This is a genomic window from Sphingomonas sp. LH128, from assembly GCF_000293195.2.
GTDB lineage: Bacteria > Pseudomonadota > Alphaproteobacteria > Sphingomonadales > Sphingomonadaceae > Novosphingobium > Novosphingobium resinovorum_A.
Genome location: NZ_ALVC01000213.1, coordinates 1 through 24,696 on the forward strand (window position 1 = coordinate 1; position 24,696 = coordinate 24,696).

Genomic DNA, 24,696 nt, shown 5'->3' on the forward strand with positions numbered 1-24,696 from the left:
GACCGACTGGCTGTCGATCACGCCAGCGCTGGGAGAAGCCTCTCGCCCATCAGCTTCTCGGGCCATCATCAACAAGGTGTGGTTTATCGTCAGCCACAGCCCGTTGTCTCGCCACAAGTAGAACCAATGCCGCACGCTCGACACCGGCGGAAAGCAAGGCGGCAGCATCCGCCATGGCAGGCCTCCGCGCAGTAGGTACAGAATTGCCTCGACGATGCGTCGTAATGGCCATTTGCGGGGCCGTCCGACACGAGACGCAGGTGGAAGCAATGGCTCCAGCAGCGCCCACTCGGCATCCGTCAAATCGCTTGGCAAAGCTAGCCCTCTTCGCGCATGAAGGGCGCGAGTGGTATCGGTCCACATCGTTGAATCCATGGTAGTTTTTGGCGAAACCCATGAATCAATGACAGGCCAAAGCGTCAAGCTAACCTGCTGATACCACTCAACTTATTTTCTGATCAGGCTCTTAGAAAAATTTTCCAACTCTGACGGCAGCAATATAAAAACAGCCGCAACGGTCGATGCGATAAGTACAGCAATTAAAGACGGAAATATCCTCCTCACCCGCCGTAAATAAAATTCCATTAAATTAAATTTTTCCGTCACACTTCTGTTGTATATATCTTGGGTTATCAAAAATCCGGAAATGACAAAGAAAATATCTACGCCAACAAACCCGCCCGGAATCGCGGAAAAGCCCATGTGAAAAAGCAGCACGCTCAAGACCGCAATCGCGCGCATGCCTTCTATGTCCGGCCGGAACTTGATGAAGTTGGATTTCTCGATTTGTCTCAACTGCGTCATCCGAATTGCCCCTGCCTCATCTTGCGGAAACAGATGAGGTAGAAATACGGAAGCCGAACAAATTGGGTGATGTCAACATCGATTGCGCTGCATCGCAGCATGCGAAGGCGAACTCGAAAGAACTGTCGAAACAGTACTTCCGGCCCATCCCGCTTGATCCTGCAGCCCCGCAAGATTCCAAGGTTCCTGGCTGAAGGCGTTTGCCGGAGCCCAAACGCCGACATCCGTGACACTTTGGTGCGCGTCGACCGATCGCCAGGGCGGCTTCTGCCGTTCAAGGCACGGAAAACTGCCGATCCGGACTATTCCTCCTGTCCCGAACGCCGCGCATCGCGGCCTCGACGTATTCTCTCGCAGGTGCAGCGATGATAGCCTGACATCTCAAAGCTGCTGACGAGAACGAGGTCATCATGAACACGCCCCGGACGCGCACACCCGCCGAAACCGCTTCCGCGCGGCGGCGCAACCCGCTCGATCTGCTGATGAATTCCGGACTGGGCAAGCTGCTGCGCGGCATCGGCGTCGCCCCCCGGCCAGCGAGCGGGGAGAGCCTGCTCGACCTTGCCGACGCCCTGCTTTCGCTGCGCGGGCGCGCTTCCGGCCCGGCGCTCGCCTCGGCGTTCTTCGATCTCTACGAAGCGAGCGACCTTGCCGCGCGGCAGGAGTTTCTCGGCAAGGTGCACGACCTCCACCCGGCCGACGCCAAGGCCATCGACCAGGCCATCGCCAGATGGAACGACAAGCGGGACGAGCCTTCCGCCCTCGCCCTCAACGTCGCCAGCAAGTCGCCCAGCCGGCGGCTGATCAACCAGCTCAACCTGGCGCCGCAGGGCACCCAGCGCCTGATCGACTTGCGCGAAGACCTGCTGGCGGTGCCGCGCTCGGCCTCCACCTCGGGCCTGGCCGCGCTCGACCGTGATCTGGAGAACGCCTTCACGGCCTGGTTCAATGCCGGCTTCCTCGAACTGCGGCGGATCGGCTGGGACAGCTCCGCGCAGCTGCTGGAGCGCATCATCCGCTACGAGGCGGTCCACCAGATCCAGGGCTGGGACGACCTTCGCCGCCGGGTCGAGCCGGTCGACCGGCGCTGCTACGGCTTCTTTCACCCGCAGATGCAGGACGATCCGCTGATCTTCGTCGAAGTCGCGCTGACGCAGCAGATTCCCGGCTCCATCCACGAGATCATCTCCGAGGAGCGTGAGACGATCGCCCCGCGCGAGGCGAATTGCGCGATCTTCTATTCGATCAGCAACTGTCAGGTGGGGCTGAAGGGCATTCCCTTCGGCAACCACCTGATCAAGCGTGTTGTGGGCCTGCTCAAGGAGGAACTGCCGCACCTCAAGACGTTCGCCACGCTTTCACCGGTGCCGGGCTTTGCCAAGTGGCTGGCGAAGGAGCAGGACGCCGATGCCCCGGTCCCCGGCGCGCAGGAATTGCGCAGGCTGGCAGCGCGCTACCTGGTCGAGGCGAAGAAGGGCGGGCAGCCGCTCGATCCGGTGGCGCGCTTCCACCTCGGCAATGGTGCGCGGCTGGAGGCGGTGCATGCCAACGCCGACCTCTCCGCCAACGGGCAGAAGCAGGCCCACGGTGTCATGGTGAACTACCTTTACGATCTTGCCGACATCGAGGCGAACTTCTTTGCGCTGACCGAACTGGGCACCGTCGTCACCTCGAAGGCGGTGCAAACGCTTCTGGAGGAGCCGGAAGGCGGGCCGAAGAAGGGTGGGAAGAAGGCCAAGGAGACGGTGGCGGCCTGAGCGGCAGGTCCACCCTCCCACCCCGCTGCGACTAAGTCCTGCGGACTAAGTCTCGCTGCCCCTCCCGCTTGCGGGAGGGGGAAACCCGACCTCTCATTCCCCTCCCGCTTGCGGGAGGGGGCAGGGGCGGGCTTTTTCCCTTAGCGCCTCAATGCCCCTCGAAGGCCATCAGCGCCTCGGCCGGAACGCCTGCATCGCGCAGCCGCTGCGCGCCGCCGAGGTCAGGCAGGTCGATGGCGAAGAGCGAATGCACCACCTCACCCCCTGCCCGGCGTAACAGTTCCACCGCCGCCAGTGCCGTGCCGCCGGTAGCGATGAGATCATCGATCACCACCACGCGGGCGCCGTCCGGCACCGCGCCCGGATCGACCTCCAGCGTGTCTGTGCCGTATTCCAGCGCATAGTCGATCGCGAGGACCGGGACCGGCAGCTTGCCCGGCTTGCGCACCGGCACGAAGGGCAGGCCCATGCGCGCCGCCATCGCCGCGCCGAACACGAAGCCGCGCGCCTCGATCCCGGCGATCACCTCGGCCCCGGCCGCTTCGGCACGGTCCGCCATGTGCCCCACCGCCGCTGCGAAGCCGGGGCCGTCGCCGATCAGGGTGCTGACGTCGCGGAACAGGATTCCGGGCTTGGGGAAGTCGGGGATCGTGCGCACCAGCTGGCGGAGGTCTTCGACGGTCACTTTTGCATCTCCGGCAGCTCATAAGCAAAGCGCCCCGCCATCACCGTGGATGGCGGGGCGCCGGAGCCCTTAGCAGGTGGAAGCGCTTACGTCAGCGCTTCTTGGATCAGTGCTTCTTGCCCGCCCAGATGTTGCGGTAGGACATATAGCCCAGCACCGTCGCGAAGATCAGGAAGAGCACCACGGCAAGGCCGGTCTGGTTGCGCTTCTCCAGCTTCGGTTCGGCGGTCCAGACGAGGAAGGCCGAGACGTCCTTCGCCATCTGGTCGACCGTCGGCTTCGGGTTGCCCGGGCTGTATTCCACCTGGCCGTCGGCAGTCAGCGGCGGCGCCATCGCGAGGTTGAGGTTCGCGAAGTACGGGTTGTAGTGCAGGCCGTCAGGCGTCTTGGCGTCCGGGAACTCCTTGAGCAACGCGGCGGGCTGGGCCTGGAAGCCGGTCAGCAGCGAGTAGACGTAGGGGCCGCCTTCGTGGCGCGCCTTGGTCATCAGCGAGAGGTCGGGCGGGATCGCGTTGTTGTTCGCGGCGCGCGCGGCCGTGTCGTTGGCGAAGGGCTTGGGGAAGTAGTCGGTCGGCAGGCCCGGACGGGTGTTCGCCTCGCCGGTGGTGGGGTCCACGCCGGGGACCTGGAAGCCCGCCGCGATGGCCTTCACCTGGCCTTCGGAATAGCCCAGCGCCGCCAGGTCGCGGAAGGCGACGTGGCTGAGCGAGTGGCAGGCCGAGCAGACTTCCTTGTAGATCTGGAAGCCGCGCTGCAGCTGCTGCTTGTCGAACTTGCCGAAGGGGCCGTCGCTGGCGAGGTGGAGTTCCTTGGGGTGCAGGTGGAACTCGTGCTCGGCAGTCGCTGCGGGCGGTTCGGTGATCTGCGTGTAGGCGCCCTTGCCGAACGACCACGCCAGCGCGACCGTGAAGAACAGCCCGACGAGGATCGAGAGAATGCGTGCCATGTCTTTCGTCTTTCGTTCTGGCTGGATCAGACGGCCGAAGCCGGGGCGGCGGAAACGTCGAGTACGGCCTCGTCATCCTTGCCGAGCACCGATTCGGTGATCGAGAACGGCAGCGGCAGCGGCTTTTCGATCGCCGAGACCACCGGGATGATGATGAGGAAGTGCGCGAAGTAGTAGAGCGCCGCCAGCTGCGAGATCATCACGTAGGGCTCCGCCGCCGCGGCGCCGCCGCAGTAGAACAGCACCAGCATCGCCGGGATCAGGCCGAAGAAGAAGAACTTGCGGTACAGCGGACGGTAGCCGCCCGAACGCACCGGCGACTTGTCGAGCCAGGGCAGGAAGAACCACACCAGGATTGCGCCGAACATGGCGAGCACGCCCATCAGCTTGGCCGGGATGAAGAAGAAGTCCTGCGTGAAGGCGCGGAGGATCGCGTAGAACGGCCAGAAGTACCATTCGGGCACGATGTGCGCGGGCGTGCTCATCGGGTTCGCCGGAATGTAGTTGTCCGGGTGGCCGAGCGCGTTGGGGAAGTAGAACACCGCGATCGCAAAGAGGATCGCGAAGACGCCGATCGCCCAGCCGTCCTTGGCGACGTAGAAGGGGTAGAACGGCACCGTGTCCGAGCTGGACTTCACTTCCACGCCGGTCGGGTTCGACGAGCCGGGGATGTGCAGAGCCCAGATGTGCAGGATCACCACGCCCAGGATCACGAAGGGCAGCAGATAGTGCAGCGAGAAGAAGCGGTTGAGCGCAGCGTTGTCAGGCGCGAAACCGCCCAGCAGCCACTGCTGCAACGGCTCGCCCACGAAGGGGATCGCGCCGAACAGGCCGGTGATGACCTTGGCGCCCCAGAAGCTCATCTGGCCCCAGGGAAGCACGTAGCCCATGAAGGCGGTGGCCATCATCAGCAGGAAGATCACCACGCCCAGCAGCCACACCATTTCGCGCGGCGCCTTGTACGAGCCGTAGTAGAAGCCGCGGAAGATGTGGATGTAGATGACGACGAAGAAGGCCGAGGCACCGTTTGCATGCGCATAGCGCATCAGCCAGCCCCAGTTCACGTCGCGCACGGTCATCTCGATGGTGTCGAACGCCACGGCGGTATTGGCCGCGTAGTGCATGGCCATGACGATGCCGGTGACGATCTGCAGCACGAGGCAGAGCCCCGCAAGGAAACCGAAGTTCCAGAAATAGTTGAGGTTGCGCGGAACCTCGTAGCCACCACCCACGGCATTGTAGACGAGGCGCGGGATCGGCAGCCTGTCGTCCATCCACTTCATGAAGGGATGCGCGGGGGTGTAGTGCTTTGCCCAGGGAAAGCTCATGTTCTTGATCCTCTCTCTTGGGCTCAGCCGATTTTGACGACGGTGTCGGACGAGAACTCGTACTTCGGCACCTCGAGGTTCTTGGGCGCGGGGCCTTTGCGGATGCGCGCCGCCGTATCGTAGGCGGAACCGTGGCAGGGGCAGAAGTAGCCGCCGAACTCGCCCTTCACTTCACCTTCGCCGGCGCCCAGCGGCACGCAGCCGAGGTGGGTGCACACGCCCATGGTGATGAGCCAGTTCTCCTTGCCCTCCTTGGTGCGCTCCTCCAGCGTCTGGGGATCGCGCAGCGAGGCGACATCGACCTTGTTGGCGGCCTCGATCTCATGCGGGGTCAGGTTGCGCACGAAGACGGGCTGCTTGCGGAACACCGCCTTGATCGCCTGTCCGGGCTGGATCGCCGAGATATCGATTTCGGTGGAAGATGCCGCGAGAACGTCGGCCGATGCCGACATCTGGCTCACGAGCGGGACGACGATCCCGATTCCTGCAACGCCTGCAGCGCTGACTGCGGCGATGTTGATGAAATCGCGCCGCCTTACGCCCTCTGTTTCTGCCATGTTTGCCCTTGCCTTGCTTTCGACAACCCTCTCTGCCGGAGGTGCGGCAGGAGGTCTATCAGACCGAATGGTATCCTGGTATCCCCCGTACCGGTTGCGAGCCATGGGCAAAACCCATGAATCTCCCGGCTTTGGGGCTTCTGTTATACATGAACGTGGCCTGTGCCAACCTTGATTTTGGTCAAGGCAAGCTACTGTAACGGACTGAAGTTAGGGCGATCGGCTTGGCGATACCGGTGATTTCGGGGTGGGACGGTGGTGATGGCGCGTTCGGGCTGCCGAAGCATGGCAGGCCGCAGCGCTCGGCCTCGGGGGGCTTCGACAAGCTCAGCCTGAGCGGGTTGGGGCCTATGAGGGAGACGCCGACGTTTCGCCCCTGCCTTCGTCATCCTGAACTTGGTTCAGGATCCATCGGGCAGCTGGCGCCGAAGCCGGAAGGCGAAAACCGCACCTTCGATTTAGCCGCTCACGAAATGGGCGATCGGCCTGATGGCCCCTGAAACAAGTTCAGGGTGACGGCGGATTTGGGTAGGAAGCAGCTGCTTTATCCTCCCTGTTCCGTAGGAATGGGGAGGTGGCAGCCCGCAGGGCTGACGGAGGGGTTTTCCCCTCCACCACCGACTTCGTCGGCGGTCCCCCTCCCCATCACTTCGCGACGGGGAGGATTTTTTGTTTCAGGCGGCCTTCAGTTCGACCCACACAGGCGCATGGTCGCTGGCCTTTTCCCGCCCGCGATGAACCTTGTCGACACCGCACGCTGCCAGCCGGTCCGCCAGTTCGGGCGAGAGCAGCGAGTGGTCGATGCGGAAGCCGTGGTCGCGTTGCCAGGCGCCTGCCTGATAGTCCCAGTAGGTCCACACCCCGCCGCGCGGGTTGTGCGTGGCGAGCGCGTCGGTCCAGCCGTCTCCGAGGAGGCGGAAGTAGGCGTCCCGCGATTCCGGCTGCATCAGCGCGTCGGAGGCCATTGCAGAGGGCGTCCAGACGTCGCGGTCGGTCGGGATGACGTTGTAGTCGCCGGTGATGATGGCCGGCACTTCCTCGGCCTTGATCACGTCCATGCGGCGGCGCAGGCGTTCCATCCAGCGCAGCTTGTAGTCGAACTTGGGGCCGGGCAGCGGATTGCCGTTGGGCAGGTAGATGCACACGATCCGCACACCGAAGACCTGCGCCTCAAGATAACGCGAATGTTCGTCCTCGGGCTCGCCATCGAGGCCGCGCTGGACTTCGACGGGCATTTCCCCGTCGGCGAGGATGGCGACGCCGTTGAAGCCCTTCTGGCCGTGCCAGATGCCCTTGTAGCCCAGCTTCTCGAACTCGGCGATCGGGAAGCCTTCGTCCTGCGTCTTGATCTCCTGCAGGCAGGCGACGGCGGGACGGGTTTCCTCGAGCCATTCGAGCAGACGGGGCAGGCGTGCCTTGACGCCGTTGATGTTGAAGGTGGAGATCCTCATACCGAGAAGCTGGACCCGCAGCCGCAGCCTGCCGCCGCGTTCGGATTCTCCACCCGGAATGCCGCGCCGCCCAGCGATTCCACGAAGTCCACCACGCAGCCCTGGACGAGGTCGAGGCTGACCGAGTCGACGAGGAGCTTCACCCCGTCGGTCTCCGCCACCCTGTCGTCCGCGTCGGGGGCGTCGGCGAGGCCGAACTTGTACTGGAAGCCCGAGCAGCCCCCGCCTTCGACGGCAAGCCGCAGGATTGCGGGCTTGCCCTGCTTGCTCGCGATCGCGGCGACGCGCGCGGCGGCCGAGGGGCTGAGAGTCACGGTCTGCTGTTCCATGCGTCCGATGTAGGCGCGGCCTGACCCTTCGACAAGCTCGGGGTGACCCTTCGACAGGCTCAGGGTGAGCGGACGTGGTGCCACACCTTCAACTCCGCTCAGGTTGAGCCTGTCGAAGCCCTTACGCCGTCTGGATGTAATCCCGCATCGCGGCAGCCTCGTTCTCGATCTTGTCGATCCGATATTTCACCAGATCGCCGATCGATACGAACCCGACCATGCGCCCGTTCTTCACCACGGGCAGGTGGCGAATGCGGCGGCGGGTCATCAGCGACAGCGCCGCCATGACCGAGGTTTCGGGCTCGATGGTCACAGGCAGCGCGGTCATGATGTGGCCGAGCGGCATGTCGAGCATGTCGGCGCCCAGTTCGCGCAGTTTGTAGATTACGTCGCGCTCGGAGAAGATCCCGGCGATTTCGCCGTTTTCCATCACCGGCACTGCGCCGATTCTCTTTTCGGCGAGGATTCCGGCGGCCTCGCGCACGGTCATGGCAACGTCGCAGGTGACTACGGCATCGCGGCCTTCGATAATTCGACCGATGGTCATCGTCAGCTCTCCCTGTTCCTGAAAGGAGCCTCTGTTCCCGCAGCTTGCCCCCGGGGCGGAGCGTATCACAGCCGCGTCGGACTCGTCACGTCATGCTTGCGATGAGACGCCGTCAGGCCCAGATAGGGCGCGATGATACCGTCTTCGCCCCTCGACGATCCCGGCAAGGCTGCCCATGCCTGGGCGCGCTACCTGCGCATCATGCGCTGGATGATGACGATCACGGTCGGGCTGGTGATCGGGTCGATAATCCTGCTGTATCGCTCCAACGGGATGGTCTCGATCCACTTCTACATCGCGACCGCGCTCGGCATCGGTTTCACCATGCTGCTGGCCTCGGCGCTGATGGGGCTTGCTTTCCTGTCGAGCGGGACCGGGCATGACGAGGCGATCGTCGATCCGCTCGAGGATGATGATCCTTACAAGTAAGGGGCGGGCTGCGTGCCGACCCCGCTGCGACTAGGGCCTGCGGCCCAAGTCTCGCTGCCCCTCCCGCAAGCGGGAGGGGAGATGTGCGTCAGCCCTCCCGCTTGCGGGAGGGCCGGGAGGCTTGAGAGCGTAGCGAACTAGCCGGACGGGGTGGGCCTCAACCTCCGGGCGCGTGCAGCCGAAATTCCTCGACCGGCTCTCCGCCGATGAGGTGCTGCTGGATGATCCGCTCCAGCACGTCCTCGTCGCACGAGTGATACCAGACTCCGTCCGGCCACACGACCGCGACCGGCCCGGCGTGGCAAATGCGCAGGCAGTCCGCCTTGGTACGGGCCACGCCGCCCTTTCCGTCCAGCCCGAGCTGCTTGAGCCGCTTCTTGAGGAACTTCCACGCGGCCTGCCCCTTCTCGGGCGAGCAGCATTCGCCCTTTTGCGGTTCGGCGCATATGAAGATGTGGCGGCGGATCATGTCGCTGCCGGTCTTGGCGAAGGCTTCCTCGGCCTTGGCGATGGCGTGGTGGCTCATGGCCGCAGTTTCCATTCCTCGGTCTGGCTGGCGAAAGTGGCTGGCATCGGCGCAGGGCCGTCCTCGCCGACCGTTACCATCGTGGAGCGGGAGAACGCGACGATCCGGTCGTCCTGCGTCACCAACTGGACGAGGCCGTGGCTGGAACGCCCGACCTGCTCGATGGCGGTATGGACGGTCAGGGCATCGGGATAGTGCGCCTCGCCGAGATATTCGATGCCGATGCTGACGATCATCGAGGACAGACCGACAAGTCCCTCGCGATAGCGACTGGCACGGTGAAAGCGCACGCGGCCATCCTCGAGGAATCCGGCCATCGCCACGTTGTTGATGTGCATGTTGACGTCGAGATCGCCGAAGCGCGGCTCGATGCGGCAGGAAAACGGGTAGCGCGCGGGATCGAGCAGCGCGGGATCGGGTTTCGGCATACCCGGTGAAGGTAGGAAGTGTGGGCCTTGAGGTCCAGCCCGTCCGGGCGATGGGGCTTCGACAGGCTCATCCGTGACCCGTCGACAAGCTCAGTGTGAGCGGGTGTAGTTGTAAACCTCTCAACGCCGCTCAGGCTGAGCTTGTCGAAGCCCCATCATCCCTTCTTGCCGACGATCCGCGCGATTTCGGCAGCGACGAGGCGTTCGACCATAGCCGGCAGGTTGCGGTCAAGCCATTCGGTCAGTGCCGGGCGGAGAAGCTCCTTGGCGAGCGCCTCCAGCGAGGTTTCTCCCGAACGGACGATCTGCGGCTGCGCGCCGGGCTCGGACAGCATGGCGAGCGCGGCGAGCGATTCGCGCATCGAATCGCGCGCCTGATCGTGCAGCAACGGGCCTTCGTCGGTCTCGCCCGCTGCGGTAATCTGCGAGGCTTCCTGGAGTTCGAGGACATCGTCCTCATCCTCGTCGGCGTAGAGCGGTTCCGGCTCGCGCATCAGGCGTTCGGTGCGGCTGGTACGGGTTTCGAGGCGGGAATCGCGCGCGATGACCTGCTTGATCGACTGGAGGATCTCCTCGACCGAAGGTTCACCGTTCTGACGCATCTGCCTAAATCCCTGTAGTCCCGCGCATCCAAGTCCTTATCCGCAAACGGGATCAGGGCTCCTGCGAAGCGGGAATGTTGCCGTCCTGCACCGGCGTGTCAACGGTGCGCGTGGACCGGGCCACCGGCGCATCGTCGTCGTCCCAGTCGAAGAACTTGCCGCGCACGCGTTCGTAATTGACGTCGGGATCGTAGAGGGTGCCACCGTCGAGGCCCAGATCGCGCGCCTCGGCCTTGCCCATCGCCGCGAGCAGGGAGAACCCGGCGACGTAGGCATTGCGCCGCGCCGTCACCAGCGTGACCTGCGCGTTCAGCAATTCCTGCTCGGCATTGAGGATGTCGAGGATCGTGCGCCGACCCACCGAATTCTCCGCCTTCACGCCTTCTAGGCTCAGCGTCGCCGCATCCACCGCGACTTGCGAGGAGCGGATCAGGTCGTTGGAGGCGACGTAGGAGGTGAAGGCCGAGCGGACTTGCGCGATCACGTCGCGTTCGGTGGCGATTTCCTGCTCCAGCGTGGCCGAAGCCGTCGCCTGTGCCTGGCGACGCTGCGCGGCGGGAAGGCCACCCTGGAAGATCGGGATCGACAGCTGCGCCCCGGCCTGCGCAGACGAATCGCTTTGCGCCACGCTCGCGTTCACCGCGCCGCGCGCCAGCGTGTTGAAGTAGTTGTTGTACGTACCCTGGCCGAAGAGCCGCAGCGTCGGCAGGCGGCTGGCGCCCGCAACGTCGATGTCCTTGTCCGCGGCCTTGCTGCGTTCGCGTGCAGCGATGATGTCCGGGTTCGCATCGAGCGCGATCGTCGCCGCTTCGCTGGCGTTGGCGGGCAGGTTCGGCAGCGGCGGCGGCGCGTCGAGCGCTTCGGGTGCATGACCGACGAACCGGATGTAGGTTTCGCGCGCGGCGGCAAGGTTGGCTTCCGCCGTCAGCAGGTCGCTCTTCGCAGTCGCTAGGCGCGACTGCGATTGGGCGACGTCGGTGCGCGTGAGGTTGCCGATCTGGAACCGGTCGTTGGTCGCATCGAGGTTGGTCTGGAGAACCGCCACGTTCTTGCGGTTAAGTCCGGCGATCGCTTCCGTGCGGATCACGTCCATGTACGCCGCGACGACTTGCGAGAAGACCGAAGCCTCGGTGCCGCGCAGATCGGCCTGACCGGCGCCGACGCGGATCTTGGCAGCCTTGACCCGGTTCCTGACCGCGCCGCCCGAATAGATCGGCACGCCCAGTTGGGCATCCGCGGTGAATATCTTCGACGGAGCCGTGAGCGAGTTTTCGCTTTGCTTCAGGTTCTTGGTGTAAGTTTCGGTCGTGCTGAGGCTGGGTAGCCCTGCAGCCCTGGCGATCGGCACGCCTTCGTCGGTGGCGCGCTGCTGGGCGCGCGCCGATTCCAGCGTGGGATTGGTCTGATAGGCGGAAACGAGCGCATCGCGCAGGGTGTCGGCCCGCGCAGGCGCGCCGGCCGTCAGTATCAGACATCCCCCCGCGAGCAGCCCGGAACGCCACGCGATCCGGGCCATGCTCAGAAGCTCCAGCGTTTGGGAGCGGCGAATTCGGGAAGCACGGGAATCCCCAGCTCCGCCAGCGGCAGCAGCGAGGTCACGCCGCCCGCCTTTGTACCGGCCGCAAGGCGGGTCACGCCGCGCTCGGTCACGCCGGTAACCACGCGGCCACCCTCGGCGAGACGTGCGGAGAGGGCATCGGGGAGCACTTCGATGGCGCCGTCGATGACGATGAGGTCGTATTCGCCTGAAGCGGCTTCACCGGCAGCGGCAGGCGCCACGGCGCCGAGCGAGCCGACCAGCGGACGCAGCAGCGTGGCGAGGTAGCCTTCGCCGTCGCCGACGAGCAGCGCCTTGTCAGTCTTTGCCGGAGCGGCTTCCTGCAGCATCTTGCCCTGCACCAGCGGGGCGCCGAGGAACTTGCCATCGCCCAGCGGCACGGCGCGGTCGATATAGGCGGCGTCGCGCAGTTCGGCGGGCACGAAGTTTTCACGTGGAACACCGGCCATCGCTTCCAGCACCCAGGGCTCGTTCACGCCGCTGGTGCGCAGCTGGCTGACGATCATGGCGCGACGGGCGGCAGAAAAGTCGGTGGCAGGAGCCGACCGGTCCTCGGTCAAGGTCATTCGTGTATTCCCTCACTCGCTCGCGGGGCTTGCGGCAGATCGCTGCAATCGCGAAGACGACACTATGGGGCCGCTTCTATGCGAACCGGCCTCTCAGGCCAAGCCCCATGAAACAACGCCCGTCGATCCGATCAAGCACTTTGACGATCACGCCCATGCGGCTTATGGAGCGGCAAAAATCCGACGTTATCCGCCAGATCGGGCCAAGAAGACCGGAGAATTCCATGACAGAAATGGTGACCATCCGCGAAGAGGACCTCATCGAGTCCGTCGCCGACGCATTGCAGTATATCAGCTACTACCACCCGATGGATTACATCCGCGCGCTGGGCGACGCCTACGAAGCGGAGCAGGGCCCGGCGGCCAAGGACGCCATCGCCCAGATCCTGACCAACAGCCGCATGTGCGCCGAGGGTCACCGCCCGATCTGCCAGGACACCGGCATCGTCAACGTCTTCATCGAGTGGGGCCAGAACTGCCGCCTCGAGTCCGACCGCAGCCTGCAGGACGTCGTCGATGACGGCGTGCGCCGCGCCTACAACCACCCCGAGAACAAGCTGCGCGCCTCGGTGCTGGCGGACCCCGCCTTCACACGCCGCAACACCAAGGACAACACGCCTTGCGTGCTGTCGGTGGAGATGGTCCCGGGATCGAAGATCTCGGTCGACGTCGCGGCCAAGGGCGGCGGGTCTGAGAACAAGTCCAAGTTCAAGATGATGAATCCCAGCGATTCCATCGTCGACTGGGTCATCGAGATGCTGCCGCAGATGGGCGCCGGCTGGTGCCCGCCGGGAATGCTGGGCATCGGCATCGGCGGCACCGCCGAGCATTGCGTCAAGCTCGCCAAGCAGAGCCTGATGGAGCCGATCGACATGGCCCAGCTCAAGCAGCGCGGCCCGCAGAACGACATCGAGGCGCTGCGCATCGAGATCTTCGATAAGGTCAACGCGCTGGGTATCGGCGCACAGGGCCTCGGCGGCCTTGCCACGATCCTTGACGTCAAGATCCTCGACTGGCCGTGCCATGCCGCGGGCAAGCCCGTCGCGATGATCCCGAACTGCGCCGCCACCCGCCACGCGCACTTCACGCTGGACGGTTCCGGCCCGAGCTTCCTCGAGACGCCGAACCTCGACGAGTGGCCCAAGGTCGAGTGGAAGCCCAGCAAGGAAGCGATCAAGGTCAACCTCGACACACTGACCGCTGAGGAAGTCCAGAGCTGGAAGCAGGGCGATCGCCTGCTACTCAACGGCAAGATGCTGACCGGGCGCGACGCCGCGCACAAGCGCATCGCCGACATGCTGGCCAAGGGCGAGGAACTGCCGGTCGATTTCAAGGGCCGCGTGATCTACTACGTCGGCCCTGTGGATCCGGTGCGCGAGGAAGTCGTCGGCCCCGCCGGCCCGACCACCGCGACGCGCATGGACAAGTTCTCCGACACCATGCTCGACCTCGGCCTGCTCGCCAGCATCGGCAAGTCCGAGCGCGGCCCGGCGGCGACCGAGTCCATCGCCAAGCACAAGTCGGCCTACCTGATGGCGGTAGGCGGCGCGGCCTACCTCGTCGCCCGCGCGATCAAGGAAGCCAAGGTCGTCGGCTTCGCGGACCTCGGCATGGAGGCGATCTATGAGTTCACTGTGCAGGACATGCCGGTGACCGTGGCCGTCGATTCCGAAGGCAAGAACGTCCACACGCTGGCCCCGCCGGTGTGGAAGACCAAGATCGCCGAGGAACACTTGCTGGCGTAACCGATTGCCCCCTTCTCCTGATGAGGAGGGGGCTTCGACAAGCTCAGCCCGAGCGGAATATAGAGTCCGCTCTCCACTCCGCTCAGGCTGAGCTTGTCGAAGCCCCTTCGGCTAGCCACCCCCCTTCGACCAACGACAATCTCCGTCCGATGGAAGGTGTGGTGCGACGAACCGTTTTCGCGCTAGACCGGGCGGTAATGTTCGAAGCAGCACCCCCTCCCCGCGTTCCGGCGCGGCTCGTCCTCTTGTCGCTGGCGGCCTTGTGGGCCTGCTACTTCATCGTGGCCAGCTTGCGCGGTCTGGTCATGGGGTTCGACCTCGACTGGTCGTTCCTGTCGCGGCGCCTGACGATCTGCATCGTCTCGATGCTGGTGATGGCCGCCGTCTGGCCGCTGCTCCAGTTGCTGGATCGCAAATCGGGCCGGGTCCGCTTCGCCATCGTGCTGATCGGCGCGTTCCCGCTGTCGCTGGTGCTCAGCATCGTCAACGATGTGATCTTCTCCGACATAGAACGCCCGGCAGCCTACGGCAGCGAGGAAGATGCGGCAGCGGTGGCTGCGGGCAACGTGCGCATCACGCAGGACGAGGCCGGCAACATCCTGGTGGACCTGCCCAAGATCCTGCCGCCGCCCGCTCCCCCCGCCCCGCCAGCACCTGGCTCCAGCGAGGTTCCGGACGAGCCGACGGATGCGCCGAGCGAGGAAAGCGGCGCAGCCCAGCCGCAGCATTCCTCGGCGATCACGATCAAGACCAACTCTGCCCTCGGCGCCAATTTCGGGCGCTGGGCGAACATCGCCGACACGGCGTTCGGACGCTACTTCCTCGTGCTCGCGTGGGTGGCGCTCTACTTCGCGCTCGCCAAGGCCGAGGAGGCCCGCGCGGCAGAACGGCGCGAGGGCGAATACCGCCGCGCCGCCGAACAGGCCGAACTGCGTTCGCTGCGCTATCAGGTGAATCCGCACTTCCTGTTCAACACGCTCAATTCGCTGTCGGCGCTGGTCATGGTCGGACGGCAGGACGATGCCGAAGAGATGATCCAGACGCTGTCGACGTTCTACCGCCGCACTTTGTCAGGTGATCCCACCAACGATCTTTCGCTGGTTGACGAGATAGAGCTGCAGCGCCTTTACTTCGCGATCGAGGCGGTCCGCTTCCCCAATCGATTGCTAACGCATATCGATATTGACGAGGCCGTTCTCGAAGCGAAAGTTCCGGGCATGATATTGCAACCGCTCGTCGAGAATTCCGTGAAGTACGCCGTCGCCGCGACGCAGCGGCCGGTGACCATTGCCATCGAGGCGCGGCGCGAGGGCGGTCAGCTCGTCGTCGCCGTCCATGATGATGGACCCGGAGAGATGAGCGGCGAGTTGAAGATCAAGACCGAGGGCTGCGGCATCGGCCTCAACAACGTGCGCGACCGCCTGCGGGCGCGTTACGGGGAGGCTGCGACGATCTCCTACGGCAAGCGCCCGAACGGCGGTTTCGCGACGATCCTGCGCATGCCGCTGGAGGCGGGTAATGTCTGAGCCCGAAGGCGCGGCGCCCGCCGCTCCCCTGCGCACCCTGATCGTCGACGACGAGCCGCTGGCGGTCGAGCGCATGCAGGTGATCTGCTCCCGGATCGAGGGCATCTCCGTGATCGGCACCGCCAGCGACGGCCAGGCCGCGTTGCGCCTGATCGATGCGCTGGCGCCCGATCTGGTGCTGCTCGACCTGACGATGCCGGAGACCGACGGGCTCACCGTGGCGCGCACGCTGGGCGGCCGGCCGGACGCTCCGGCGGTGATCTTCGTGACCGCGCACGATGAGTTCGCGGTCGAGGCTTTCGATCTCGATGCGGTGGACTATGTCCTCAAGCCGGTGGCGCCTGATCGCCTGCAGCGCGCGGTGACCCGCGTGGTGTCGCGCCGGGGCGAGCGGGCGCAGGTTCCGGCGCTCAGCCAGTGGCTCGACGAATTCTGGGTGCCGCACCGATCCGAACTGGTGCGTGTGCCCGCCGCCGAGGTCCAGCGCATCGATGCCGAGCGCGATTACGTGCGGCTGCATGTGGGGACGCAAAGCTACCTGCTGCTCCAGACCATCACCAGTCTGGAGGAGCGCCTCGACCCCGAGCGGTTCATCCGTATCCATCGCAGCTGCATCCTGCAACGCAGCCACGTTTCGGGCTTGCGTCATGAGGGACTAGGCGTCTGGTCGGCGGAAACGGCGGACGGAGAGGCCTTGCGGATCGGTCGAACGTATCTTCCCGGCGTAAAGAAAATGGCGGGCCGCTAAGCCCGCCATCAGGATTTTTCCGGGTCTTTTCTTCTTTTGGGACCTGGATTGATGGGGTTTAAGCCTTAGCCGCCGAGGCGGGTGTCGTCGGCCTTGTCGATCGCGGCGGCGACCTGCTGCTGCACGTTCAGGCGGGCCTGACGGTAGCACTCGGTGTCGACGTTGCTGTCGATGTGCGTGCCCGTCGTCGGGCGGCTGACGCGGCAGACGCTGCGGGCGGCCTTGTTGATGCGCTTCTGCAGCATGCCCTGCCCTTCGACGGTGCCGAGGTCGAGGTCGGCGTAGCGGACTTCGACGCTCTTGGCGAAGGCGGCCGGGGCCGAGAACAGGCCGACGGTGCAGAGGGCTGCGGCGGCGAAGATGGCGGTCTTGGGTGCGGTCTTGAACATGGTATTTTCCTCCTCACGGTGTGAGCCGTGGGGAAGAACTGTGTTCCGTCCGGCTCGATGAGTGTGATGTGCCTCACACCCGGCACACGATCACGCGAAGGTCGATTGCGGACAGAAGTGATCCGACGAAGGCCCAGGCGGACGGACCAACGACATTTGTAGTCGACGAACGACATGCAAGATGATGACGCGTCGTGCGCCACGGGCGATCGAATCGTGCGCAAGGCGGTGGCGCTGCCGCCGCGCAGTCGATAGACTGGCCGCACATGACCCCCCTGATCCTCGTATTCTGCCTCGGAATCGTCAATTTCGCCGCGCACAAGGCGCTGCTCGAAAGCAACCACCCGATGCTGATGCATGTGCCGTGGTTCTTCCAGGCGCTTGGCGGGCGGCTGAGCCTCATCGTCGAGTTCGTAATGCTGGTCGGCGTGATGATCGTCGCGGCGTCGGGGTCGACCGGCTGGGCGCTGCTTTATGCGCTCTATACCGCGCTCAATGGCGTGTCCGCCTGGCTGGTCTTCAGCGGGCGCGTTTGAAGGGAGCTTCGGCGGGGAACCCTGCCCCGGCTCGGGCGCTTGTGCGGGCATGACTTCAAACGGCACATCTTCGGCAAAGGTCTGGCTCGTCTGCAACGCGGCCAGCGGCAGCAACAACGACGCGGCGGTGGAGGAACTGCTCGCGGCCTTCGAGGCGGCTGGCCTCGGCCCTGACCGGGTGCTGCGCTTTCCCGACGATCCCGCCCCTCAGCCCGCCGATCTCGATGCGGCGGGCGTGGATATGCTGGCGGTATTCGGCGGTGATGGCACGACGCACTCGGTGGTCATGGAGGCTTATGGCTGGGGCGGTGCCGTGCTGGTGCTGCCGGGCGGGACGATGAACCTGCTGGCCAAGCGCATGCACGGCGACGTACCTGCGCCCGAGATCGTCGCGCGACTTTCCGGCGCGGCGCTGAGCACGTTGCGTCCGCCGGTGATCGTCTCCCGCCACGGCATCGGCCTCACCGGCGCGCTCGCCGGGCCGGGGACGGTTTGGAACGAAGTGCGCGAGGCGATGCGCGCGATGAACGTGATCGATTTCGTCGCCTCGACGCGCGAGGCGATCGCCCAGTCCGCGAACGGCCCGAAAGTCATGTGCGCCGAGGTCGGTAGTACGGAGGTCGACGGGGGACGAGAGGAAGGCTATGCCGCGATCACGGTTGTTCCCAAGGACGACGGCCTCCGAGCGAACGGCTATTATGCCGAGTCGCTGGGGGACTACGCCGGGCAAGGCATCGCCCTGCTCAACCGGAACTTTCGCGACGGCCCGCACGACGAACTTGGCCGTCACCCCAGGCTGCGGCTGGTCTGCCCCACGGGCGAGCCGATGGGCCTGCTGATAGACGGCGAGCCGTTCGACGGCGCCGCCGAGGAAATTTTCGAACTGGGCACCTGCGAGGTCGACCTGGTGACGACGAAGGAGTTCGACGGATAATGCACGGCAAGACGGCCTCGATGTACAACGGTCCGTTGCGGTTGTTCCACCTGAGCGACATCCATTTCGGGTTGGTCGATCAGCAGGCCATCGACTGGGCCAAGGCCTGCATCGATCGTGAGATGCCGCATGCCGTCGCGATCACCGGCGACCTGACCATGCGTGCCCGCCACCCCGAATTCCAGGCCGCGTGCGAGTGGATTCAGGGGCTCGACGTGCCGGTGACGGTCGAGGTGGGCAACCACGACATCCCCTACTTCAACCTCTACCAGCGTTTCTTCGACCCCTACCGCCGGTTCAAGGCGATCGAGCGGATGGTCGAGACCCAGCTGGACCTGCCCAACCTCGCCATCGTGCCGCTGCGCACGACCACGCGCGCGCAGTACCAGCGCTTCCCCTGGTCGAACGGCTGGGTGACCGATCATGCCCTGAAGCAGACGCTGGCGCAGATCGACGCCCTGCCCGAAGGCACGCGCGTCCTCGTCACCTGCCACCACCCGCTGCCCGAGCGCCGCGCGGACGGTAAGCTGCTGACCATCAACGGCACCCGCACGATGGAAGTGCTGGCCGGGCGCAAGGTCATGGCGGTGCTCTCGGGTCATATCCACGACCCGTTCGACCTGACCGAGCAGACGCCCGCCGGGCCGCTGCGGATGATCGGTGCGGGCACGCTGTCGAAGCGCATCCGCTCCACCCCGCCGAGCTTCAACGAGATCGTGATCGACGGCGACCAGATCCGGGTGACCGCGCGCAATCTCGAGAAGGTGCCGACTCCGGCGATGCAGATCGACGAATTGCCGGAAAACGCCCTCCCCCCGCGCGAACCCGGCGAGCCGGTGTCGCCGGTCGGCAAGGTGCCGCCGGTCGATCCACCGGTGCATTGAGAGCTGGAGCTTTCCGCAGGCTCAGCGGTGACCCTTCGACAAGCTCAGGGTGAGCGGAGGTAGTTTAAACCTCTCGGCGAAGGGTGTTATGAACCTCCCACCCGCTCATCCTGAGCTTGTCGAAGGATGGGGAGGAGGCACCATCGCCCTCCCCGCGCGCGATCAGATCGCCTTTTCGCGCAAGTCCTGCATCGCGCCGTAATCGTTGCGCGCACGGTCGCAGGCGGCCTCGGAGCCACGCTGGCAGTCGCGGGTGTTCTTTTCGTAGCTGCGATTGAGCTTGCCCAGTTCCTCGTCCCGCTTGCGCAGGGCGCGGCCGCGCTTTTCGTCGGATTCGGACTGGCTGGTGGTGGTCCAGTCGACCGCCTTGCCTGCCACGCGTACCGGAGCGGTGACGATGCTTGCGGCGGTGCGCACGCAGCCCGAAAGCATCGGCAGGGCCATTAGAATGGCGACGGGGACGACAAGACGCTTCATCCCTTCAGCTTCACACGCGCCGGATGACAGCGCAATGAACAATCGCCGCGAAAACGCCGCACTACAAACGACAGGGGCCGCTCCCTTGCGGAAGCGGCCCCATGGTTCCACGTGGAACGCCTGAAGGATCAGGCGGTCTCGGCGGTGTCGTAGTATTTGGGCGCGTGCTCGTTGAGGATCGCGAGGATCTTCTTGAGCGCGGCCTGCTCGTCGGTCTTTTCCATCGCCGCGAGTTCGCGGGCGAGGCGCGACGAAGCCGCTTCGAAGATCTGACGCTCCGAATAGCTCTGTTCGGGCTGGTCGTCGGCGCGGAACAGGTCGCGGGTCACTTCTGCGATCGACACGAGGTCGCCCGAGTTGATCTTCGCTTCGTATTCCTGGGCACGGCGCGACCACATGGTGCGCTTCACCTTGGGCTTGCCCTTGAGGGTATCGAGCGCTTCGCGCAGGGTCTTGTCCGAAGACAACTTGCGCATGCCGATCGATTCGACCTTGTTGACGGGAACGCGCAGGGTCATGCGCTCTTTCTCGAACCGCAACACGTAAAGCTCGAGCTGCATCCCGGCGATTTCCTGCTTCTGCAGCTCAATAACCCGACCAACACCGTGCTTCGGGTAAACGACGTAATCTCCAACATCGAATGCATCGATCCTGGTTGCCATGTATCGTCCTTTCACCTGCAGGGTTCCAGTTTGTTCAAATCGGGAGATAACCGGGGGTGCGACAGGGAGACGAATCGTCTCCGCGCCCGGTCAGATCACTCTCCCAACCGTCTGCTTTCGAACCCTGCCTCGCAATGAAAATGCCTGCCGAACGAGCAGAAGGCTCGGGCAGTTGAACGATTATATAGCAGCAATATGCCAAAAAATCCAGAGGCGCGTAAACGTTTCCGTTTCGCGCCTCATGGGTCTTCCGTGGCTCTGTTGCACAAAGCGCAAACCACGGGAATCTGCGGGTTTTGATCGGCGAGCCTAAGGCCCGCCGCAGCAGGATCAGTCGCCTTCGCCGGGTTCGGGCGAGAAATACTTTTCGAACTTGCCTTCCTCGCCCTTCATCGCGTCGGCATCGTCCGGCGCGTCCTTGCGGGTGGTGAGGTTGGGCCATTCCGCCGAATACTTGGCGTTGATCTCCATCCACTGCTCAAGGCCGCTCTCGGTGTCGGGCAGGATCGCTTCCGCCGGGCATTCGGGCTCGCACACGCCGCAGTCGATGCATTCGCTGGGGTTGATGACCAGCATGTTCTCGCCTTCGTAGAAGCAGTCCACGGGGCAGACTTCCACGCAGTCCGTGTACTTGCACCTGATGCAGGCGTCGGTGACGACATACGTCATGAGTGCGGTATCCTTCCTTCAGGCGTCATTCGATTCGGGCGCAGCTATGGGATCGACGGGCCTGCCGTCAAGCACTCTGTAGCAGCTGACAGCTTCGCTATAGGGTCCGCGCCGTTCGGGCAAGGATAGGACTTCTATCACCCGCACGCCTCCAGCTATCGGAAGCGTCAGCACGTCGCCCGCCGCGATCTTCTGGTGGGCGCGGTCGATGCGGCGGCCGTTGAGCCGCATGTGGCCCTCTTCGGCCAGCGTCTGCGCGACCGGCCGGGTCCTGGCGAGGCGCAGGAACCACAGCAGCTTGTCGACGCGCATCCCTGTCGCCATCCGTCCTCCCTAACGCACCCGGCCTACCGCACCATGTCCGCAAGCGCCGCGAAGGCGCCGTCGCGCCGCACCGGAGCCGCGCGCTCGGGCTCGGCCTGGCGGCGGGGCGGACGCCAGCGCCAGCGCACCGGGGCGGGCGGGCCGTGCGCCCCTTCCGCCAGCGCGCGCGGCATCAGCGGCTGGAATCCGCCGAGCCGGAGCAGCCGCGCATAGCTGGAGGTCGTCAGTCCCATCGAGACCGCCCGCGCCGGATCGAGCGCGAAGCTGCCGCGCTTTTCCGCCGCACGAATTTCATGCGCCTCGCGCAGCAGCTTCTCGGCCATGTCGAGGCGCAGCAATTGCTTGCCCAGCGCGCGGTAGCCGGGCGGCGGGCGGTGGTTTCCGGCGGGCAGCACCGGCGGCATATCGGGAGCGGGCGCTCCGCCCTCTTTCTTGCCCGAAACTTTCGCCAGCTGCCGCCACAGCGCGATGACCGGCGTGCGCAGCATGGCGGGCACGAAGAGGTCGAGCGCCCCTACCCTCACGCCCAGCCGCGCCAGCATCGTGCGGCGCTGCTTGTCGAGTCGGTCCAGCCCCGATTCCTCGCGCGGGGTCATGCCGCCGCGCTCGACCAGGGTGATGAGCAGCGCGCGCAAGTCCGACCCGGCGTCGGTCGCGCGGCTCGCCTCGTCCAGCTTGGCGAGCGGGGCGAGCGGCTTCAGCGCCGCCTCCAGCCACACTTCCAGCGCGGCGACGAGCGCCTTGCGCGACACGTCGGGCACGGCATCGAGCGCGCGGTCGGGCACCATCACCGGCGTCAGCAGCGAGCGGCCGGGGCCGAGGCTCGCCAGCTTCTGCCCGTCCCAGACAAGCGCGCCGTCGGCCAGGGTGATCGCGGCGGTGCCTTCGTGAATGCCCGTGACCAGCGCATCCGCACGCGTGCCGAGCAGCGTGGACAAGTGCTTTTCCGCCGCCGCCAGCAGCAGCTTGCGATCAGACAGGCGCGCGCCGGGATCGACCTGGAAGGTGAAGCCGCGCAGCGAGCCGATGTGCTCGCCCTCGACCAGCACTTCCTCGTCTTCCAGCCGGACCGAGAGCAGTCCGGTATCCGGTCCCAGCTTCTTCATCAGAACGGCCGTCCTGCGGTTGATGAATCGTTCCGTCAGCTTTCCGTGAAGTGCGTCCGAAAGTCGAGCCTCAACCGCACGGGCGCGGGCGGCCATTTCGTCGCGGGCGAGTACCCAATCGGGACGCTGGGCGATGTAGGCCCACGAACGGATCGCGGCGATGCGGCCCTGCAGCGTGTCGATGTCGCCGCCGGTGCGGTCCAGTTGCGCGATCTGCCCGGCGACGAAATCGGCCCCGAGTTCGCCGCTGCGGAGGTCCTGCCACAGCCGCGCGACGAAGCGCGAATGCGTCTCCACGCCCTGCTGGCGGAAGTCGGGAAGGCGGCACACGTCCCAGAAGCGGCGTACCTGACCGAAGCCGCGAACGGTGTCGGCCACTGGTCCCTCGTCCGCGAGGCGCTTGAGCACGGCAAGGTCGATGGCCTCGGGCGCAGGCGCGAGTTCGGGGCGCAGCGGCGGCGTCTCGAGGTCGGCGATCAGGGTGGCGAGGCTGTCGAAGCGGGGCTCGGGCTCGCGCCAGAACAGCTTGGTCAGCGGCGCGAAACGGTGTTCCTCGATCGCGTAGATTTCTTCCGGATCGAATTCGGAATCGTGGCCGCCCGTTCCCGCCAGCGTGCCGAAGCTGCCGTCCTTCTGGTGGCGCCCTGCCCGCCCGGCGATCTGCGCCATCTCGGGCGGCGTCAGGCGGCGGTGGCGGCGGCCGTCGTACTTGGAGAGGCCCGCGAAGGCGACATGCTCGACATCGAGGTTGAGGCCCATGCCGATCGCGTCGGTGGCGACGAGGTAATCCACCTCCCCCGACTGGTAGAGCGCGACTTGCGCATTGCGCGTCTGCGGGCTGAGCGCGCCCATCACCACCGCCGCGCCGCCCCGGAACCGGCGCAGCATCTCGGCGATGGCGTAGACCTGCTCGGTCGAGAAGGCGACGATGGCGCTGCGGGGCGGCACGCGGCTGAGCTTCTTCGCGCCCGCGTGAGTCAGGGTGGAGAAGCGCGGGCGGGTGACGACCTCCACCCCGGGCACCAGTGCCTTCACCAGCGGCTCGACGGTGGAGGAGCCGAGGATCATCGTCTCCTCCCTGCCCCGTGCGTGCAGCAGGCGGTCGGTGAAGACGTGGCCGCGCTCGCGATCCGCGGCCAGTTGCGCCTCGTCGATGGCGACGAAGGCCATCGAGCGTTCGGACACGGGCATCGCCTCGGCCGTGCAGAGCAGGTAGCGGGCGTTCTTCGGCTCGATCCGCTCCTCGCCAGTGATGAGCGCGACGCTGGCCTCGCCCTTGATCTTGACTACGCGGTCGTAGACCTCGCGCGCCAATAGGCGCAGCGGGAAGCCGATCATGCCGCTGGAGTGGGCGCACATCCGCTCTATCGCGAGGTGTGTCTTGCCGGTGTTGGTCGGGCCAAGCACCGCCTTCACCGCGCCGGGAGCGTCCTTTAATGCCGAGCCGTTCCGGTGCTGAACCATTATGCCGGTGAATGTGGCACCGCAGCCCGCCGCTCGCAAGACTCGGGGTATCCCGCAGACCCCCCTGAATCCACAGTCTTAGGATGTTCGTAACCTTGTTCGGGCAGGGAAATTGCGCGAGGTCCGCCGTGCGGGCCGAAGGGTTGCAACGAAGGAACCGCGCGAAGGTGTTGAAGCCGCAGCAGCGCGACCGCAAGGATCGCGCTCAAACTCAGAACCCGGACGGGCTGACGCCTGCGGCCACGCGGCGCGACGATGCCGTGCTTCTGGTGTTTCCCGCCGAGCAAGGCCGTTCTCGGCCAGCGGTCCCGGATCAGGTCCGGGACGACGAAGCTTCACCCCGCCCTTCCCTGCGCTCCCGGGTCGAGAACTGGTGCCACCGCATCGAACTGGCCCCCGACCTTGCCGCCGACATTGGCAGTCGCAAGTGGCTGCGCGGGCTCGCCACGATGCTGGGCCTGAGCGGCGCTGCGCTGGCGCTGCTCCCCGGTTTCAGCGCGGTCGAGGCTGCGGCGACGATGCCGCTCGACGCCAGCCAGCAGGGCGAATTCCGCAGCCAGTCGATCGCCCCGCTCGCGCTGGGGGCCGACACCGGCCGCCACATGGGCGCGACGCCGCTGGTCAGCCCGCTGACCGGCGTGCCCGAGCGGCCGACCGTGCAGCTGACCTCGACGCTGGGACAGGGCGACACCCTCCCCGGCCTGCTCCAGCGCGCGGGA

The 24,696-nt window shown here is 65.5% G+C and carries 28 protein-coding genes and 1 pseudogene; 9 read left to right on the plus strand and 20 right to left on the minus strand.

What is annotated here, in order from left to right; translation table 11 throughout:
- Together LH128_RS17030 and LH128_RS17035 are read right to left on the minus strand one after the other, a co-directional pair.
- Positions 1 to 363, minus strand: a 363-nt coding sequence (locus LH128_RS17030) for a transposase (protein ID WP_037519956.1), incomplete at its 3' end; no start/stop codon positions are given.
- An 84-nt stretch (positions 364 to 447) separates the two neighbouring features.
- On the minus strand, positions 448 to 804 hold the full coding sequence (locus tag LH128_RS17035; RefSeq protein WP_008830908.1) for an acyltransferase family protein: 357 nt from the start codon (positions 802 to 804) through the stop codon (positions 448 to 450).
- A 410-nt stretch (positions 805 to 1,214) separates the two neighbouring features.
- Here LH128_RS17035 and LH128_RS17040 point away from each other — a divergent pair, with 410 nt between their 5' ends.
- Positions 1,215 to 2,561, plus strand: coding sequence for a malonyl-CoA decarboxylase (locus tag LH128_RS17040; protein WP_008830909.1), 1,347 nt, complete (start codon positions 1,215 to 1,217; stop codon positions 2,559 to 2,561).
- Between the two features lie 148 nt (positions 2,562 to 2,709).
- Here the strand turns inward: LH128_RS17040 and LH128_RS17045 are convergent, their stop codons facing one another.
- From LH128_RS17045 to LH128_RS17075, 7 genes are all read right to left on the minus strand, one after another.
- On the minus strand, positions 2,710 to 3,246 hold the full coding sequence (locus LH128_RS17045) for an adenine phosphoribosyltransferase (RefSeq protein WP_008830910.1): 537 nt from the start codon (positions 3,244 to 3,246) through the stop codon (positions 2,710 to 2,712).
- 106 nt (positions 3,247 to 3,352) lie between these two features.
- The gene (locus tag LH128_RS17050; RefSeq protein WP_008830911.1) at positions 3,353 to 4,192 is read right to left on the minus strand and encodes a cytochrome c1; all 840 of its coding nucleotides are present in this window, start codon (positions 4,190 to 4,192) and stop codon (positions 3,353 to 3,355) included.
- Positions 4,193 to 4,218: 26 nt separating this feature from the next.
- Entirely contained in the window at positions 4,219 to 5,520 is a 1,302-nt protein-coding gene (locus tag LH128_RS17055; RefSeq protein ID WP_008830912.1) for a cytochrome b, read from the minus strand.
- A gap of 23 nt (positions 5,521 to 5,543) precedes the next feature.
- Positions 5,544 to 6,077 (minus strand): ubiquinol-cytochrome c reductase iron-sulfur subunit, encoded by a 534-nt coding sequence (gene petA / locus LH128_RS17060; RefSeq protein ID WP_008830913.1) that lies wholly within the window; start codon positions 6,075 to 6,077, stop codon positions 5,544 to 5,546.
- Positions 6,078 to 6,751: 674 nt separating this feature from the next.
- Complete coding sequence (xth, locus tag LH128_RS17065) at positions 6,752 to 7,528, minus strand: exodeoxyribonuclease III (RefSeq protein WP_008830914.1); 777 nt, start codon at positions 7,526 to 7,528, stop codon at positions 6,752 to 6,754.
- Positions 7,525 to 7,857: a HesB/IscA family protein gene (locus LH128_RS17070; RefSeq protein WP_037519951.1), complete on the minus strand. Its 333-nt coding sequence runs from the start codon at positions 7,855 to 7,857 to the stop codon at positions 7,525 to 7,527. The genes xth and LH128_RS17070 overlap by 4 nt, the downstream gene beginning before the upstream one ends.
- 121 nt (positions 7,858 to 7,978) lie before the next feature.
- Complete coding sequence (locus LH128_RS17075; RefSeq protein WP_008830916.1) at positions 7,979 to 8,404, minus strand: CBS domain-containing protein; 426 nt, start codon at positions 8,402 to 8,404, stop codon at positions 7,979 to 7,981.
- Between the two features lie 132 nt (positions 8,405 to 8,536).
- Here LH128_RS17075 and LH128_RS17080 point away from each other — a divergent pair, with 132 nt between their 5' ends.
- Positions 8,537 to 8,833, plus strand: a complete 297-nt coding sequence (locus LH128_RS17080) for a hypothetical protein (protein ID WP_008830917.1) — start codon at positions 8,537 to 8,539, stop codon at positions 8,831 to 8,833.
- Between the two features lie 157 nt (positions 8,834 to 8,990).
- Here LH128_RS17080 and LH128_RS17085 read toward each other — a convergent pair whose 3' ends face one another.
- From LH128_RS17085 to LH128_RS17105, 5 genes are all read right to left on the minus strand, one after another.
- Positions 8,991 to 9,359, minus strand: a complete 369-nt coding sequence (locus LH128_RS17085; RefSeq protein ID WP_008830918.1) for a (2Fe-2S) ferredoxin domain-containing protein — start codon at positions 9,357 to 9,359, stop codon at positions 8,991 to 8,993.
- Positions 9,356 to 9,787: an acyl-CoA thioesterase gene (locus tag LH128_RS17090; protein WP_008830919.1), complete on the minus strand. Its 432-nt coding sequence runs from the start codon at positions 9,785 to 9,787 to the stop codon at positions 9,356 to 9,358. Before LH128_RS17090 ends, LH128_RS17085 begins: the two co-directional genes overlap by 4 nt.
- Positions 9,788 to 9,942: 155 nt before the next feature.
- Positions 9,943 to 10,389 (minus strand): DUF2497 domain-containing protein, encoded by a 447-nt coding sequence (locus LH128_RS17095; protein WP_008830920.1) that lies wholly within the window; start codon positions 10,387 to 10,389, stop codon positions 9,943 to 9,945.
- 52 nt (positions 10,390 to 10,441) lie between these two features.
- Positions 10,442 to 11,905 carry a TolC family outer membrane protein gene (locus LH128_RS17100; RefSeq protein ID WP_008830921.1) on the minus strand — a complete coding sequence of 488 codons (1,464 nt, stop codon included), beginning with the start codon at positions 11,903 to 11,905 and terminating at the stop codon, positions 10,442 to 10,444.
- A gap of 2 nt (positions 11,906 to 11,907) precedes the next feature.
- Entirely contained in the window at positions 11,908 to 12,513 is a 606-nt protein-coding gene (locus LH128_RS17105; protein WP_008830922.1) for a protein-L-isoaspartate O-methyltransferase family protein, read from the minus strand.
- A 224-nt stretch (positions 12,514 to 12,737) separates the two neighbouring features.
- On the opposite strand from LH128_RS17105, the gene LH128_RS17110 reads away from it, so the two are divergent.
- The 3 genes from LH128_RS17110 to LH128_RS17120 all read left to right on the plus strand — a co-directional run bounded on the left by LH128_RS17110 (position 12,738) and on the right by LH128_RS17120 (position 16,532).
- A complete protein-coding gene (locus LH128_RS17110; protein ID WP_051211511.1) occupies positions 12,738 to 14,258 on the plus strand; it encodes a fumarate hydratase in 1,521 nt (506 codons plus the stop codon).
- Between the two features lie 197 nt (positions 14,259 to 14,455).
- Positions 14,456 to 15,784 carry a sensor histidine kinase gene (locus LH128_RS17115; protein WP_008830924.1) on the plus strand — a complete coding sequence of 443 codons (1,329 nt, stop codon included), beginning with the start codon at positions 14,456 to 14,458 and terminating at the stop codon, positions 15,782 to 15,784.
- Positions 15,777 to 16,532: a LytR/AlgR family response regulator transcription factor gene (locus tag LH128_RS17120; RefSeq protein ID WP_008830925.1), complete on the plus strand. Its 756-nt coding sequence runs from the start codon at positions 15,777 to 15,779 to the stop codon at positions 16,530 to 16,532. The genes LH128_RS17115 and LH128_RS17120 overlap by 8 nt, the downstream gene beginning before the upstream one ends.
- A 65-nt stretch (positions 16,533 to 16,597) precedes the next feature.
- Here the strand turns inward: LH128_RS17120 and LH128_RS17125 are convergent, their stop codons facing one another.
- On the minus strand, positions 16,598 to 16,921 hold the full coding sequence (locus LH128_RS17125; protein WP_008830926.1) for a UrcA family protein: 324 nt from the start codon (positions 16,919 to 16,921) through the stop codon (positions 16,598 to 16,600).
- 266 nt (positions 16,922 to 17,187) lie between these two features.
- On the opposite strand from LH128_RS17125, the gene LH128_RS17130 reads away from it, so the two are divergent.
- Genes LH128_RS17130 through LH128_RS17140 form a run of 3 tightly spaced genes read left to right on the plus strand, consistent with a single transcriptional unit; the run spans position 17,188 to position 19,275 of the window.
- Positions 17,188 to 17,457, plus strand: coding sequence for a hypothetical protein (locus tag LH128_RS17130; protein WP_036525843.1), 270 nt, complete (start codon positions 17,188 to 17,190; stop codon positions 17,455 to 17,457).
- A gap of 49 nt (positions 17,458 to 17,506) precedes the next feature.
- On the plus strand, positions 17,507 to 18,391 hold the full coding sequence (locus LH128_RS17135) for a diacylglycerol kinase family protein (RefSeq protein WP_008830928.1): 885 nt from the start codon (positions 17,507 to 17,509) through the stop codon (positions 18,389 to 18,391).
- Positions 18,391 to 19,275: a metallophosphoesterase family protein gene (locus LH128_RS17140; protein ID WP_008830929.1), complete on the plus strand. Its 885-nt coding sequence runs from the start codon at positions 18,391 to 18,393 to the stop codon at positions 19,273 to 19,275. Before LH128_RS17135 ends, LH128_RS17140 begins: the two co-directional genes overlap by 1 nt.
- 162 nt (positions 19,276 to 19,437) lie before the next feature.
- On the opposite strand, the gene LH128_RS17145 is transcribed toward LH128_RS17140, so the two are convergent.
- From LH128_RS17145 to LH128_RS17165, 5 genes are all read right to left on the minus strand, one after another.
- A complete protein-coding gene (locus LH128_RS17145) occupies positions 19,438 to 19,752 on the minus strand; it encodes a hypothetical protein (protein WP_008830930.1) in 315 nt (104 codons plus the stop codon).
- Positions 19,753 to 19,880: 128 nt separating this feature from the next.
- Positions 19,881 to 20,414 (minus strand): CarD family transcriptional regulator, encoded by a 534-nt coding sequence (locus LH128_RS17150; RefSeq protein ID WP_008830931.1) that lies wholly within the window; start codon positions 20,412 to 20,414, stop codon positions 19,881 to 19,883.
- 330 nt (positions 20,415 to 20,744) lie between these two features.
- On the minus strand, positions 20,745 to 21,083 hold the full coding sequence (gene fdxA, locus LH128_RS17155; protein WP_008830932.1) for a ferredoxin FdxA: 339 nt from the start codon (positions 21,081 to 21,083) through the stop codon (positions 20,745 to 20,747).
- 18 nt (positions 21,084 to 21,101) lie between these two features.
- The gene (locus tag LH128_RS17160; protein ID WP_008830933.1) at positions 21,102 to 21,407 is read right to left on the minus strand and encodes an RNA-binding S4 domain-containing protein; all 306 of its coding nucleotides are present in this window, start codon (positions 21,405 to 21,407) and stop codon (positions 21,102 to 21,104) included.
- 23 nt (positions 21,408 to 21,430) lie between these two features.
- On the minus strand, positions 21,431 to 23,977 hold the full coding sequence (locus tag LH128_RS17165) for a helicase-related protein (RefSeq protein ID WP_037519954.1): 2,547 nt from the start codon (positions 23,975 to 23,977) through the stop codon (positions 21,431 to 21,433).
- A 167-nt stretch (positions 23,978 to 24,144) separates the two neighbouring features.
- Between LH128_RS17165 and LH128_RS17170 the strand changes: the two are divergent.
- Positions 24,145 to 24,696 (plus strand): annotated as a pseudogene (locus tag LH128_RS17170) (hypothetical protein); the annotation flags it as partial.

What these genes read in the sequence shown, in the direction of transcription:
- LH128_RS17035 (WP_008830908.1), bottom strand. Translation starts at nt 804, where the DNA reads ATGACGCAGTTGAGACAAATCGAGAAATCCAACTTCATCAAGTTCCGG.
- LH128_RS17040 (WP_008830909.1), top strand. Translation starts at nt 1,215, where the DNA reads ATGAACACGCCCCGGACGCGCACACCCGCCGAAACCGCTTCCGCGCGG.
- LH128_RS17050 (WP_008830911.1), bottom strand. Translation starts at nt 4,192, where the DNA reads ATGGCACGCATTCTCTCGATCCTCGTCGGGCTGTTCTTCACGGTCGCG.
- LH128_RS17055 (WP_008830912.1), bottom strand. Translation starts at nt 5,520, where the DNA reads ATGAGCTTTCCCTGGGCAAAGCACTACACCCCCGCGCATCCCTTCATG.
- petA (WP_008830913.1), bottom strand. Translation starts at nt 6,077, where the DNA reads ATGGCAGAAACAGAGGGCGTAAGGCGGCGCGATTTCATCAACATCGCC.
- xth (WP_008830914.1), bottom strand. Translation starts at nt 7,528, where the DNA reads ATGAGGATCTCCACCTTCAACATCAACGGCGTCAAGGCACGCCTGCCC.
- LH128_RS17070 (WP_037519951.1), bottom strand. Translation starts at nt 7,857, where the DNA reads ATGGAACAGCAGACCGTGACTCTCAGCCCCTCGGCCGCCGCGCGCGTC.
- LH128_RS17075 (WP_008830916.1), bottom strand. Translation starts at nt 8,404, where the DNA reads ATGACCATCGGTCGAATTATCGAAGGCCGCGATGCCGTAGTCACCTGC.
- LH128_RS17080 (WP_008830917.1), top strand. Translation starts at nt 8,537, where the DNA reads ATGATACCGTCTTCGCCCCTCGACGATCCCGGCAAGGCTGCCCATGCC.
- LH128_RS17085 (WP_008830918.1), bottom strand. Translation starts at nt 9,359, where the DNA reads ATGAGCCACCACGCCATCGCCAAGGCCGAGGAAGCCTTCGCCAAGACC.
- LH128_RS17090 (WP_008830919.1), bottom strand. Translation starts at nt 9,787, where the DNA reads ATGCCGAAACCCGATCCCGCGCTGCTCGATCCCGCGCGCTACCCGTTT.
- LH128_RS17095 (WP_008830920.1), bottom strand. Translation starts at nt 10,389, where the DNA reads ATGCGTCAGAACGGTGAACCTTCGGTCGAGGAGATCCTCCAGTCGATC.
- LH128_RS17100 (WP_008830921.1), bottom strand. Translation starts at nt 11,905, where the DNA reads ATGGCCCGGATCGCGTGGCGTTCCGGGCTGCTCGCGGGGGGATGTCTG.
- LH128_RS17105 (WP_008830922.1), bottom strand. Translation starts at nt 12,513, where the DNA reads ATGACCTTGACCGAGGACCGGTCGGCTCCTGCCACCGACTTTTCTGCC.
- LH128_RS17110 (WP_051211511.1), top strand. Translation starts at nt 12,738, where the DNA reads ATGACAGAAATGGTGACCATCCGCGAAGAGGACCTCATCGAGTCCGTC.
- LH128_RS17115 (WP_008830924.1), top strand. Translation starts at nt 14,456, where the DNA reads ATGTTCGAAGCAGCACCCCCTCCCCGCGTTCCGGCGCGGCTCGTCCTC.
- LH128_RS17120 (WP_008830925.1), top strand. Translation starts at nt 15,777, where the DNA reads ATGTCTGAGCCCGAAGGCGCGGCGCCCGCCGCTCCCCTGCGCACCCTG.
- LH128_RS17125 (WP_008830926.1), bottom strand. Translation starts at nt 16,921, where the DNA reads ATGTTCAAGACCGCACCCAAGACCGCCATCTTCGCCGCCGCAGCCCTC.
- LH128_RS17130 (WP_036525843.1), top strand. Translation starts at nt 17,188, where the DNA reads ATGACCCCCCTGATCCTCGTATTCTGCCTCGGAATCGTCAATTTCGCC.
- LH128_RS17135 (WP_008830928.1), top strand. Translation starts at nt 17,507, where the DNA reads ATGACTTCAAACGGCACATCTTCGGCAAAGGTCTGGCTCGTCTGCAAC.
- LH128_RS17140 (WP_008830929.1), top strand. Translation starts at nt 18,391, where the DNA reads ATGCACGGCAAGACGGCCTCGATGTACAACGGTCCGTTGCGGTTGTTC.
- LH128_RS17145 (WP_008830930.1), bottom strand. Translation starts at nt 19,752, where the DNA reads ATGAAGCGTCTTGTCGTCCCCGTCGCCATTCTAATGGCCCTGCCGATG.
- LH128_RS17150 (WP_008830931.1), bottom strand. Translation starts at nt 20,414, where the DNA reads ATGGCAACCAGGATCGATGCATTCGATGTTGGAGATTACGTCGTTTAC.
- fdxA (WP_008830932.1), bottom strand. Translation starts at nt 21,083, where the DNA reads ATGACGTATGTCGTCACCGACGCCTGCATCAGGTGCAAGTACACGGAC.
- LH128_RS17160 (WP_008830933.1), bottom strand. Translation starts at nt 21,407, where the DNA reads ATGGCGACAGGGATGCGCGTCGACAAGCTGCTGTGGTTCCTGCGCCTC.
- LH128_RS17165 (WP_037519954.1), bottom strand. Translation starts at nt 23,977, where the DNA reads ATGGTTCAGCACCGGAACGGCTCGGCATTAAAGGACGCTCCCGGCGCG.